The organism is Corynebacterium sp., assembly GCF_052107835.1.
GTDB lineage: Bacteria > Actinomycetota > Actinomycetes > Mycobacteriales > Mycobacteriaceae > Corynebacterium.
In genome coordinates, this window is record NZ_JBQEDF010000001.1 from 112,521 (window position 1) to 124,600 (window position 12,080).

10 protein-coding genes are annotated in these 12,080 nt (G+C 69.5%); 4 read left to right on the plus strand and 6 right to left on the minus strand.

What is annotated here, in order from left to right; all coding sequences use genetic code 11:
* Nucleotides 1-4 precede the first annotated feature (4 nt).
* A complete protein-coding gene (locus tag ACTIL2_RS00475; protein ID WP_442335472.1) occupies nucleotides 5-736 on the plus strand; it encodes an ABC transporter ATP-binding protein in 732 nt (243 codons plus the stop codon).
* Nucleotides 736-3,321 carry an ABC transporter permease gene (locus ACTIL2_RS00480; protein WP_442335473.1) on the plus strand — a complete coding sequence of 862 codons (2,586 nt, stop codon included), beginning with the start codon at nucleotides 736-738 and terminating at the stop codon, nucleotides 3,319-3,321. The genes ACTIL2_RS00475 and ACTIL2_RS00480 overlap by 1 nt, the downstream gene beginning before the upstream one ends.
* Nucleotides 3,322-3,348: 27 nt before the next feature.
* Here the strand turns inward: ACTIL2_RS00480 and dapC are convergent, their stop codons facing one another.
* The 6 genes from dapC to typA form a co-directional block, all read right to left on the minus strand.
* Complete coding sequence (gene dapC, locus ACTIL2_RS00485) at nucleotides 3,349-4,500, minus strand: succinyldiaminopimelate transaminase (protein ID WP_442335474.1); 1,152 nt, start codon at nucleotides 4,498-4,500, stop codon at nucleotides 3,349-3,351.
* Between the two features lie 31 nt (nucleotides 4,501-4,531).
* On the minus strand, nucleotides 4,532-4,855 hold the full coding sequence (gene fdxA / locus ACTIL2_RS00490; RefSeq protein WP_442335475.1) for a ferredoxin: 324 nt from the start codon (nucleotides 4,853-4,855) through the stop codon (nucleotides 4,532-4,534).
* A 112-nt stretch (nucleotides 4,856-4,967) separates the two neighbouring features.
* Nucleotides 4,968-5,441: a hypothetical protein gene (locus ACTIL2_RS00495; RefSeq protein WP_442335476.1), complete on the minus strand. Its 474-nt coding sequence runs from the start codon at nucleotides 5,439-5,441 to the stop codon at nucleotides 4,968-4,970.
* A 4-nt stretch (nucleotides 5,442-5,445) separates the two neighbouring features.
* Nucleotides 5,446-6,375 carry an N-acetyl-1-D-myo-inositol-2-amino-2-deoxy-alpha-D-glucopyranoside deacetylase gene (gene mshB / locus ACTIL2_RS00500; protein ID WP_442335477.1) on the minus strand — a complete coding sequence of 310 codons (930 nt, stop codon included), beginning with the start codon at nucleotides 6,373-6,375 and terminating at the stop codon, nucleotides 5,446-5,448.
* A complete protein-coding gene (locus ACTIL2_RS00505; RefSeq protein WP_442335478.1) occupies nucleotides 6,368-8,320 on the minus strand; it encodes an ABC transporter substrate-binding protein in 1,953 nt (650 codons plus the stop codon). The genes mshB and ACTIL2_RS00505 overlap by 8 nt, the downstream gene beginning before the upstream one ends.
* Nucleotides 8,321-8,375: 55 nt before the next feature.
* Nucleotides 8,376-10,286, minus strand: a complete 1,911-nt coding sequence (gene typA / locus ACTIL2_RS00510; RefSeq protein ID WP_442335479.1) for a translational GTPase TypA — start codon at nucleotides 10,284-10,286, stop codon at nucleotides 8,376-8,378.
* Nucleotides 10,287-10,562: 276 nt separating this feature from the next.
* Between typA and ACTIL2_RS00515 the strand changes: the two genes are divergently transcribed.
* Nucleotides 10,563-11,252 (plus strand): Rv1157c family protein, encoded by a 690-nt coding sequence (locus ACTIL2_RS00515; RefSeq protein WP_442335480.1) that lies wholly within the window; start codon nucleotides 10,563-10,565, stop codon nucleotides 11,250-11,252.
* A gap of 42 nt (nucleotides 11,253-11,294) precedes the next feature.
* On the plus strand, nucleotides 11,295-11,849 hold the full coding sequence (locus tag ACTIL2_RS00520) for a DUF402 domain-containing protein (RefSeq protein ID WP_442335481.1): 555 nt from the start codon (nucleotides 11,295-11,297) through the stop codon (nucleotides 11,847-11,849).
* Nucleotides 11,850-12,080 lie beyond the last annotated feature (231 nt).

The following is a 12,080-nucleotide window of genomic DNA, read 5'->3' on the forward strand; positions in this document are numbered from 1 at the left end:
CCCCATGAATTCTCCCGCAGCCCGCACCGTCAACCTCAGCAGATCCTTCGGACGCGGCGAAGCCGCCGTCACCGCCCTGGAGAAGGTGTCGCTCGACATCGCAGCCGGCGAGTTCACCGCCATCATGGGCCCGTCCGGATCCGGCAAATCCACCCTGATGCACTGCATGGCGGGCCTGGACAGCCCCACCGGCGGCTCGGCGTTCATCGGTGACACGGACCTGGCCGTGCTCAACGACCGCGACCTCACCACCCTGCGCCGGGACCGGGTGGGGTTCGTCTTCCAGTCCTTCAACCTGGTCCCCACCCTGACCGCCGCCGAGAACATCACGCTGCCGGCCGACATCGCGGGACGCGCCGTCGACGCCGACTGGTACGCCGAGATCACCGGCAGACTCGGGCTCGAGGGACGGCTGACCCACCTGCCCTCCGAACTCTCCGGCGGCCAGCAGCAGCGCGTCGCCTGCGCCCGTGCGCTGGTGACCCGCCCCGAGATCGTCTTCGCCGATGAGCCCACCGGCAACCTCGACACCCGGTCATCCTCCGAGGTCCTCGACATCCTGCGCACCGCGGTCGACGAGTTCCACCAGACGGTGGTGACCGTCACCCACGACGCCACCGCGGCCTCCGTCGCCGACCGGGTGGTCTTCCTCGCCGACGGGCACGTCACCGAGGAGGTCAGGGAACCGACGGCCCCGGGCGTCCTGTCCGTGATGACCCGTATCGGGGAGCAGTGATGGCTGCGGGGTCACCGCTGAAAGCAACGGCCACCCTGGCCAGACTGAGCCTGCGCGGGATCCGTGCCCACGCCGCCCGCCTGCTGCTCACCCTGCTCACCGTGGTCCTCGGCACCGGCTTCGTCGCCGGCACGCTGATGCTCACCGGCGCACTCGACCGGACCTTCGAGTCCGTCTCGTCCTCGGAGTACGACGGTGTCGACGTCGCCGTCCAGCCCGGGGAGGGGCAGCGGACCCTTCCACCGGACACCCTGGAGAGGGTCGATGCCAGTCCCCTGGTCGGGGAGGTGAACGTCCACGACCAGCGCAGCGTGGTGCTCAGCCAGGACGGTTCCACGGTCCCGACCGGTGGCGTGCCGGTGCGTCCGGTTCCCTGGTACCCGCCGGAAGCCACGGTCGGCCCTCCGATGGAGATGACCGAGGGTGCCCCGCCCGGGCCCGGTGAGGTCGCCGTGTCCACGGACGTCGCCGCCGACCACGGTCTCGGTGTCGGCGCGCAGGTCACCGTCAACGACAACGTCGGGGACCTCCCCGTGACCGTCAGTGGCACGTACCCCGGCGACAGCACCACCTTCCTCGGCCTGGCGATGAACGAGGGCGAGTACCTCGAACGCTACACCGGCAATGGCCTGCCCGGGCTCACCGTCTCCGTCGCAGAGGGGCAGGACGCCACGACCGTGGCCTCCACCCTGTCCGACGAGATCTCCGGCGGTGATCCCGAGGCCCCGAAGATCAGCACCGGGGAGGAGCTGGCGGAGTCCGACGCCCGCACGGTGTCCGCCGGTCTCGGGTTCATCCAGTACTTCCTCATCGCCTTCGGCGTGATCGCCCTGCTGGTGGGCATGTTCATCATCGCCAACACCTTCGCGATGACCGTCGCCCAGCGCATGCGCGACTTTGCCCTGCTCCGCGCGCTGGGGGCCTCCCGCGGGCAGGTCACCGGCTCGGTACTTGTCGAGGCGCTGCTCATCGGGGTGCTCGGCTCCGCCCTGGGCGTCGGTGCCGGGGCGGGGCTGGTCACGGCGATCCTCGCTGTAATGCGGCGCACCGACCTGGGTCTGCCCGAGGTGTCGGTGGATCTGTCCGCCACCGCCATCCTGGTTCCGCTGGCACTGGGGACCGTGGTCACGCTGGTGAGCGGATGGGCCCCGGCCCGCCGGGCCGGCTCCGCCTCGCCGATGGCGGCTGCGCAGGACGCACCGCTGCCGGTTCCCGTGGTCCGCACCGCGCTCGGCGTCGTGCTTGCCATTGCGGGAACGGCTGCCACTCTCGTGGCCTCTCTGAACGACGGATGGGAGACCGGCACACGGGCGGGACTGTGCGGGGTGGGTGTCGCTGGTCTCCTGCTCGGCCTGTACCTGTTCTCCCCCGCCTTGTCCGCGCTCGTGGTGCCACCGGTGGGCAGGCTCCTCGGAGCCCCCTTCGGCAGTGCCGGACGGCTTGCCGCGACGAACGCACGGCGCAATCCGCGCCGGACCGCCGGAACCGCCTTCGCGCTGTCCCTCGGACTCGCGTTGGTGACGATGACGGGGATGCTCGGCTCCTCGATGAAGTCATCGGTCGCCGATGTCGTCGAGTCCGAGGTCACCGCGGATGTCGTCGTGGGCCCGCCCGGCGGCGCGGTGGATGTGGCGGTGCCCGGCCGTGCGGTCGATGCGGTGCGTGAGACCCCCGGGGTCGGGGCAATCTACACCATCGGCAAGGCCGTCGCCGTGGTCGGCGACCCCTCGGACACCGAGCGTCCCGCCCCGTCGCTGATCACCGTGAGCAACGGTGACCCGGGCAGCGTGCTCGACCTCGGGGAGACCGAGGGGAACCTGGACCTCGGCGAGGGCGAGGGTGTGACCATGTCCGCGTCCTTCGCCGCGGAGAACGGCTGGGAACCCGGGGACATGGTCCCGGTCGGCGTTCCGGGTCAGGTCAGGGCTGTGGAGATGCCGTTGACGGGCACCTACGAGGGCTCCCGGCTGCTCGGGGACGTGGTGATGGGTTCCAGCGCCTTCTGGGACCTCGCCCCGGGAGACCAGGGCATGGGTGGGAACCGCATTCTCGCGGTCGCGGTGTCCGGGGACGGCACCGTGGACAGCGGGACCCTCACCCGGAACCTGGAGGACGCCACCGCCGACGTCCCGGTGGTCGAGGTCCAGACCCCCGAACAGTTCGCCGGTGGGCAGACGGTCCTGGTCGACCGTCTGGTCGCGGTGGTCTACGCCCTGCTGGCCCTGGCGGTCGCCGTGGCGGTGCTCGGGGTGGTCAACACGCTGGCGCTGACGGTGGTCGAACGCCGCCGGGAGATCGGCATGCTGCGTGCTGTGGGCATGGGACGCGGTCAGGTGCGCCGCATGATCGTGCTGGAGTCCGTGCAGACCGCCCTCTACGGTGCGGTGACCGGCATCGCCGTGGGACTGTTCGCCGGGTGGTCGTTCCTGGAGCTGCTCTCCGGGGTGGGTATCGGGAGCATTACCGTGCCCTGGGGCCAGGTCGCCCTGGTCCTCGCGGGCTCGGTGGTGGTCGGTGTGGTCGCCGCGGTGACCCCGGCCGTCCGCGCCGCCCGTACTCCCCCGCTGGAGGCTGCGGAGGAGTAGCCGGAACTCACCGGGATCGTACCGGACCTACAGTTCCGCCAACTCCCCGAGCCGGTCGGCGGCCTTCACGATGTCGGAGTCGGTGGCGGTCAGCCCGATCCGCACGTGCTGCTCCCCGGCGGGGCCGTAGAAGTCCCCGGGGGCGACCAGGATGCCCAGCGCGGCGAGACGGTCCACCGTCTCCCGGCACGGACGCCCCTCGGTGGCCCAGAGGTACAGCCCGCCCTCGGAGTCGTCGATGCGCAGCCCCGCCTTGCGGACGGCCGAGGCGAGCACCTCCCGGCGCCGCCGGTAGCGCTCCTTCTGCAGGATCTCCTGGCCGTCGTCCTCCAGGGCCGCGACCATCGCCGCCTGGATCGGCCCCGGCACCATCAGACCCGCATTCTTGCGCACGCTGAGGAGCTCGGCGATCAGTGCACCGTCGCCGGCGAGGAACCCCGCCCGGTAGGACGCCAGGTTCGAGGTCTTCGACAGCGAGTGCACCACCAGGAGATTGGCGTGGTCACCACCGCAGACGCGGGGATCGAGCAGGGAGAACGGGGCCGGTGAATCCGCCCCCTCCTCCCGGTCGGTGGACCAGCCGAGCCCCAGGTAGCACTCGTCGGAGACGACGATGGCGTCGCGCTCACGGGCGAACTCGACGACCTTGCGCAGGTGGTCGACGCCGAGCACCCTGCCGTGGGGGTTGGCCGGGGAGTTCAGGAAGATCATCGCGGGCGTGCCGGGCCCGAGCCTGACCAGGGAATCACTGCGCAGCACGTCCGCCCCGGCGAGCTTCGCACCGACCTCGTAGGTCGGGTACGACAGCTCCGGGATGACCACGGTCTGGCCGGGGACCACGCCGAGGATGAACGGCAGCCAGGCGATGGCCTCCTTCGTCCCCACGACCGGCAGGACGGCGTCCTGCCCCACCCCGGTGACCCCGAAACGGCGGCCCAGTGCGGCGACGATCGCCGCGCGCAGTTCCGGGGTCCCCGCTGTCTGCGGGTACCCGGGTGCACCGGCCGCCTCGGCCAGGGCGAGCTGGATCGACGGGGCGACCTCATCCACCGGCGTACCCACCGAGAGGTTCACCAGTCCGTCCGGGTACGACGCCGCCGTCGTCTTCGCGTCCGCCAGGGAATCCCAGGGGAAGTCCGGCAGCTCACTGGAGAGGGTTCTGCGGTGCGGTCGGGGCATCACGGCGTCCTGTTCTGGGGGTACTGGGGTTCTAGTCCTGGTTCTGAGGGGGAAGTTCGGCGATGCCCTCGACATCGAAGTCCTGCGGGCCCAGCTTTGCGGCTCCGCCCGGGTCACCGAGGTCATCGAAGAAGGCGACGTTGTAGTCGATGTAGTCCTCCCACTCATCGGGCACGTCGTCCTCGTAGAAAATCGCCTCGGTCGGGCAGACCGGTTCGCACGCGCCGCAGTCCACACACTCGTCCGGGTGAATGTACAGCATGCGCTTGCCCTCGTAGATGCAGTCGACAGGGCATTCCTCCACGCACGCCCGGTCCAGCACATCCACACACGGCTGTGCGATCACATAGGTCATCTGGCAGTCACCTTCTGGTTTTCGTCACGCTTAATCGTTCTTCCGTCCATCGTCGTGCACCCCGGAGTCACCGGGGCCGACCGGACACACTGAGTTGTTGTAGCTGATCTTCTCACTTCAACCGCAGTAATGCCCAACCGCCCCCGGCTGCTCCGAAGGGGAGCAGCAGCAGGCCCCAGATCGAGCTGCCGAGAACGGTGTCGCCCCCGGTGCCCGGCAGTACCGGCCAGAACACCAGGAGCCCGTAGCCGATGAGCCACACCCACAGCGGGATCGCTGCGATGCTCCGGTTGTCCGTCCACAGCATTGCTGTTTTGACCAGCACGTAGTTGAACCACGGCGCAGCAAGCAGCGGCCAGGGGACCGGGATGCTCGTGTCGCCGACGGTGATCCTCGACCCCAGGTAGAGCACGGCGAGGAGCACCGCCACGACCGCCCCGATGGAGAGCCACGTGATTCCCGCCACTCTCTCGGAACGGCTCGTGTCCCGACGGGGCTGCGAGCGGTTTGGGTTGCCCCAGTCCGGCTCGAGTTCCGCCACGCTGCGGACGCTGCTGCTGTTGTCGTTCCTGCGCTCGGTAGCCACGTGGTCACCTCCCTTCGGCGAATAGACAGTCTAGTCTGTCCAGCGTCTCCGGGGAAAGCCCCCCGGGGTCCTGCGGTTCCTCGGCCAGGGTGAAGCTCTCCGTGCCCAGCAGCGGCTGGGCGATGAGGTTCGACAGGCAGTACGCCGTGGGCCCGGCAGAGAACCGCGGCCGGTCGTTGACGTCGGTCACCGACCCGTCGGCGACCCAGAGCTGTGTGGCGTGCGCCGCCATCGCCCGTTGTTTCGCCGCCAGGTCGCCGTCGCTGCCGACCAGCCGGACGTCCACCGAGGAGGACGGCACGGACGCCAGCTCACCGGGCTCCGGACGGCGCCACCCGTCCGGCGGTCCACCGGCCGTGTCGAGTGCCACCAGTCCGGCATCCACCAGCTCCCGCTCCTGCACCGCCCAGTAGATGCGCGCGGGTGTCCAGCCGCCGTTGTCCCGTCCGGCCCGGGCCGCGGCATGGGTGATCTCGTGGGCCCTGATGTGGTCGGGGTGCCCGTAGCCGCCGTCGGGACCGTAGGTGACGACCACGTGGGGACGCAGCCTGCCGAACAGCGCTGACAGCTGGCCGACAGCCGTGTCCCCGGAGTTGACGAAGGCTCTCGGGTTCTCCGCCGTCGGGGTCCCGGCCATGCCGGAGTCACGCCAGCGCCCCGGCCCACCGAGGAACTCCGGCCGCCCCAGCCCCAGGGCGCCGAGGGCGCGCTGGAGTTCGGCGATGCGGTAGCCCCCGAGAATGTCGCGGGCCTCCGACACCAGGTCAGCGTACTTGTCGCCGATCACCTCCCCCTCCTCGCCGAGGGTGCAGGTGACCACGGTGACCTCCGCACCGCGGCGCGCCCAGTTGCTCAGCGCCATGCCCGTCCACAGTGATTCATCGTCGGGGTGGGCGTGGACGGCGGTGATCCGCAGTCCGGCCAGGTCATTCATTGCTGTCCTCCTCCGGGACTTTCGTGTCGTCGGGGTCGCTTCCGGTCGTGTCGGTCGCGGCGCCGGGGCCCGCGGTTTCGGGGGACGTCCCAGGGGAGGTGGTCTCCCCATCGTCCCCCGCACCCTCGCGCCGCCACTCGCCGGCGGAGACGAAGGGGCCGGTCCGCTCCCCCATCGGCCACTCGTCCAGGGTGCCCGCCGGGCCGGTGATGTCACCGGTGGTGGCTACCACGATGCGGTCGGAAGCCAGAGGGAGGGACAGCTGCAGGTCCCCCAACCTGGCGGCGACGCCGTCCGGGACACCGTCCAGTGCCCCTCCGCCCTCGGCGAGCAGGCCATCAAGCTCGTCGTCGCAGATGCCGGAGACGTTCGCCGCGCGTGCGGACAGTTCGCCGTCGGCGGTCCCGTCCCCCGCGGAGGACGCCGGGGATGATGCGGACGCCGACTCCGACGGTGCGGTGTCCGACGGTGCCGTGGTCGACGGACCGGGCCCCGCGGTCTCGGTCTCAGTGGGAAGTTCCTCGGACGGATCGGTCACCGGACGGTCCTCCCGGTCGCAGGCGTAGCGGCTACGTAGATCGGACCAGGTGCGTGCCTCACCCTGCCAGGACACCACGGCATCGACCTCACCGCGGGGCAGGAACGACGAGTAGAGGTCCGAGGATGACGGGGTCACCGCGGTTGCCGGGATTCCCTCGTCCACCAGACTGTCGGCCACCCGGCGGGCGGCCTCCACCGCGTCGTCGTCGAGGGTGTCGGCGGCGATGCGCAGCGGACGGCCGCCGGTCACCCCCCGGAGCCCGGTGGCGTCCGTCCCCTCCACCCCGGTGCCTCCCGCGGCGGCGTCTCCCGAGGGGGCGGTGGCACGGGGATGGCCGGTGACCAGCCGGGCGACCCGGTCGGTGTCCACCGAGGACAGCACCTCCCGGCGTGCCCCGGGCTCCTCCAGCCGTTCGGAGGCGGTGTTCAGCGACAGTGTGAGTGCGTTGTCCAGGCCCACGGTGCGCGTCGACACACCTGGGACGGAAGCGAGGTTCTCGGAGGTCACCGCACCGTTGCGGGTGGTGAGCATCTGGAGCTGGTCGGCGCGCAGCATCTGCGCGGAGGTGTCCACGTCCCCGGCGGTCGAGAAGACCAGTTCATCGGTGCGCGCCGGGTTCTCCCCGCCGTACCGCGCATTGCGCTCGAGCACCAGGGTGCCGCGTCCGGGATTGAACTGGCGCACGGTGTAGATCCCGCCGGACGCCGCGGGAACCTCCCCCATCATCGAGGCGAAGGGGCGGTTCTCCGCACCGTAGATGTGGCTGGGCAGCAGGTGCGCGAACAGTTCCCGCCAGTCCTCGGTCGGCCTGTCGAAGGTGACCGTGATCCTGGTCCCGCCGGCGGAGACCTCGAGGTCGTCCACCGCGGAGTAGACCGAGGTCTCCAGTGCTCCGGGGGCCGAGGTGATCTGCCGGTGGAGGTAGTCGAAGTCGGAGCCGCTGATCGGTGTCCCGTCCGACCACTGCGCCCGGTCGGCGATGGTGTAGCGCACCTCGGTCGGCGCGTCCTCCTCCCCCTCCAGGACGTCGACGGAGTCGAGCAGCGCGGAATTCGGCACGGTGCGCGAGCCGTCCGGCCCGATGCCGAAGGCGCTCGGCAGGGTCAGCTCCCCCACCATGGACGTCAGCATCGACTGGGAGCCCACGAGATGCGGGTTGAGGTCGGCGGGCACCGAGTCCACCCCGACCTCGATGGTCCGGTACTCCTCCGGGACGGGCGTGGGCGAGCCGTCCCCGGTCTCCGGACCGTCCTCCGCGGGGTCACTGTCGGACTCGGCGACCGCGGTGTCCTCGACGGGGTCATCCACCGTGGGGGCGTCGCCCGGGTTCGCCTGGCACGCCACGAGCAGCAGGGAGGTGACCAGGACAGTGGGCAGTGTGGCCGACAGGCGGCCGTACGTCACCAATCGACCTGCTCCTTACCTCGGGCGTACCACGGCGGTCGTACTGCCGTGCATCCTACTTGTTGCGGGCCTTCATGCGCGACAGCGCGCGTCCCCGCTCGGTGGCGCCCAGGATGACCTTACGCACGCGGATGTTCTCCGGGGTCACCTCGACGCACTCGTCGCCGCCACAGAACTCCATGGCTTCCTCGAGGGTGAGGTTGCGCGCCTTGGCCAGCGTCACGGTGGCGTCCGCGTTGGCGGAGCGCATGTTCGTGAGCTTCTTCTCCTTGGTGATGTTGATGTCCATGTCCTCGTCGCGGTTGTTCTGCCCGACGACCATGCCCTCGTAGGTCTGGGTTCCGGGCTCGACGAAGAAGTTGCCGCGGTCGGCCAGCTGGGTCAGCGCGTAGGCGGTGATCTGGCCGGTGCGGTCGGAGACCAGGGAACCGTTGGGACGGTCCTTGATCTCGCCGGCCCAGCCCTCGTAGCCGGCCGAGTAGTGGTTGGCGATGCCGGTGCCACGGGTCTCGGTCATGAAGATCGTGCGGAAGCCGATCAGTCCACGCGACGGGACGGTGAAGTTCATCCGGATCCAGCCGGAGCCGGTGTTGTCCATCGACTCCATGCGGCCCTTGCGGCCGGCCATGAGCTGGGTGACGGCGCCGAGGTGCTCCTCGGGAACGTCGATGATCATGTGCTCGTAGGGCTCCTGGAGCTTGCCGTCGACGGTGCGGGTGACCACCTGCGGCTTACCCACGGTGAGCTCGAAGCCTTCGCGGCGCATGGTCTCGACCAGGATGGACAGGGCCATCTCGCCACGGCCCTGGACCTCCCAGGCATCGGGACGCTCGGTCGGGAGGACCTTGATGGAGACGTTACCGATGAGCTCCTGGTCCAGGCGGGCCTTGACCACGCGGGCGGTGAGCTTGTCGCCGCCGCCGCGTCCGGCCGTCGGGGAGGTGTTCACACCGATGGTCATGGAGATCGCGGGCTCGTCCACGGTGATCCGCGGCAGGGCGACGGGGCTCTCCGGGTCGGCGAGGGTGTCGCCGATCATGATGTCCTCGATGCCCGAGATCGCGGCGATGTCGCCGGCGATGACCTCGTCGGCGGGCACACGGGAGACACCGACGGTACGGAGCAGCTCGGAGATCTTCGCTGTCTTGGTGTGCTCCTTGCCCTCGGCGTCGTAGTGGATCCACGCGACCTGCTGGCCCTTGCGGATCGTGCCGGCGAAGACGCGGATCAGGCCGATGCGGCCCAGGAAGGAGCTGGAGTCCAGGTTGGTGACGTGGGCCTGCAGCGGGGCAGCGATATCGGCGGAGGGCTCCGGGAGGACGTCGTAGAGGACGTCGAACAGGGCCTGGAGGTCCTCGGCGTCGGGCACGTTGCCGTTGCCGGGGTTCTCGGTGGACGCCTTGCCCGCGCGGCCGGAGGCGTAGAGGACCGGGAGGTCGAGCAGCGTCTCCGCGGCCGCTGCGGCCTCCTCGTCGTCCAGCGCGGCGGCGAGCTCCAGGAGCAGGTCCTGGGCCTCGGTGACGACCTCGTCGACGCGGGCGTCGGGACGGTCGGTCTTGTTCACGCAGATCATGACCGGCATCTTCGCCTCGAGGGCCTTGCCGAGCACGAAGCGGGTCTGCGGCAGCGGACCCTCGGAGGCGTCGATCAGGAGGACGACACCGTCGACCATGGAGAGGGCACGCTCGACCTCGCCGCCGAAGTCGGCGTGGCCCGGGGTGTCGATGACGTTGATGACGAGGTCTTCGCCACCCTTGCCCTGGCCTGCACGACGGATGGCGGTGTTCTTCGCCAGGATCGTGATGCCCTTCTCCTTCTCCAGGTCACCCGAATCCATCACACGGTCCTCGACCTCACCGTGGGCGTCGAAGACTCCCGACTGACGCAGCATGGCGTCAACGAGGGTGGTCTTGCCGTGGTCGACGTGAGCGACGATGGCGACATTGCGGAATTCAGTCAGTGACACAGATCCTTCAGCTTCCTATATATGGGATGGCGAGCACCCGATCAGTGAACCGGGGGCAACGACGTTACAGGGTACTCGACTGGGCCCGGTTTTCTCTCATTGGAGTCCAATCGGCTGCGGGTGAACATTCCTCACTGCTATGGTAGACAAAACAGATGCTTTGTTGCCATTGTTACTCGTGTTACTGTTGTGACTGATGTGACTACGTTCGTCCCCGAAAGGCCACCAGTGTTCACCCAACGTCTTCCGCAACGATCCCCCCGGCGCTCGTCCCGTGTGCGCCGCGCAGCACTCGCCGCGCTGACTGCTGCGTCCGTCGCCACGGGTACCGCACTAGCCGCGGCACCTGCAGCTCAGGCGCAGCCGGCGCTGCCGGGTCTTCCGGCACTGCCGATCGACGAGCTGGGACGCCCCAACCCGGAGATCCTCGCCCAGATCGAGAACTTCGCCAACAGCCCCCAGGTGCCCGATGACATCGGTGACACCCTGATGCGCGTGGTCGGCTTCTTCCGCGGTGACGGCGAGCCCGGCGTCCCGCTCCCCGAGAATGGCCCCGGTTTCACCCAGTTCGGCTGGCCCGCCCCCTCAACGGGCTGTGTCGGCAGCGACGGAACCCCCATCGGCATGGGCATGGGCGTGCCCGGCCCGGCGGACCTCCCCCTCCCGGGCGTACCGGGCGGCCACACCTCCTTCGTCTTCACCGCGCTGGGCACCGGACCGCTGTCCGAGAACCAGGGCAACGGGATGCGTGTCCACTGGGTCAACATCGACAACGGGCGCACCGGGCAGACCCCGCTGAAGAACGGCGGCATCAACGCGGAGGGCCCCGGCACGGTCAATGGACTGGCGAACACCGGCCGCGGCAACGTCGTCGCCGTTCTCGAGGGCGCCGTGAGCACCGACGAGGACTCCGGACGCGTCTCGTGCTCGTACATTCCGACGGCCGGCGTCTTCAACGTCCGCTGACCGTCCGGCGGACTCCGCGGTGCCCCGGTAGCATTTCCCGACATGGTCGACATTCACCCGCCCAAGCAGGAGACCTTCGACGTCACCGCGGGGATCAACATTGACCCCAAAGGCTTCAGCAGGCCGGTGGACCGGTGGGAACGGACCGACCGCGCCCTGTACATGGCACGGCCCGCCGACCACCCCAGGTTCGGGTACCTGGAGAGCTGGCTCATCCCCGACCTGGGCATCCGGGTCAGCAGGTTCCACTTCCGGGAGGGTGAGGGCGGCACGTTCCCGGGACAGGAACTCTACGTGGACATCGCCGACATCACTGTCGGTGACGGGGACACCGACGGGGACGTCTGGCACAGCACCGACCTCTACGTCGACGTGGTAACCTACGCGGGTGGGCGCTGGGAAATCCTCGACCTGGAGGAACTCGGTGGCGCCCTCGCACACGGCCACGTGGACGCGGACACGACGAGCCGCGCCCTGGAGTCGTCACAGCGACTGGTCAGCGGAATGCTCACCGCCGGAGGGGTCGAGGAGTGGCTCGCAGCGGAGGGAATCAGCGTCGGCTGGGCGGACAGTGTCACACTGGCTCCCGCCGAATGACTACTACGTGAACCCGAACGGACGCGTCAGCGGCCTCCCAGCTTCCTCCAATCGTCGGCCCCTAGATTGAATATCAGCGCCACCGAGAACGTTTTCTGGCAGACGGTGGCCGACGCAATCGGAAGGAACCTTTCGTATACGGCAGTTGAGCATTCTCCTCTTGAAACGTCAGCAGTGAGCCCCCGGCCGACTCTCGGTCCGGGGGTTTACTGTGTGCGGGGCGGGGTATGT

Bases quoted from the DNA above. Each gene is read 5' to 3' on its own strand.
- dapC (WP_442335474.1), bottom strand. From the start codon at position 4,500: ATGCCCCGACCGCACCGCAGAACCCTCTCCAGTGAGCTGCCGGACTTC.
- ACTIL2_RS00520 (WP_442335481.1), top strand. From the start codon at position 11,295: ATGGTCGACATTCACCCGCCCAAGCAGGAGACCTTCGACGTCACCGCG.
- ACTIL2_RS00480 (WP_442335473.1), top strand. From the start codon at position 736: ATGGCTGCGGGGTCACCGCTGAAAGCAACGGCCACCCTGGCCAGACTG.
- mshB (WP_442335477.1), bottom strand. From the start codon at position 6,375: ATGAATGACCTGGCCGGACTGCGGATCACCGCCGTCCACGCCCACCCC.
- ACTIL2_RS00475 (WP_442335472.1), top strand. From the start codon at position 5: ATGAATTCTCCCGCAGCCCGCACCGTCAACCTCAGCAGATCCTTCGGA.
- fdxA (WP_442335475.1), bottom strand. From the start codon at position 4,855: ATGACCTATGTGATCGCACAGCCGTGTGTGGATGTGCTGGACCGGGCG.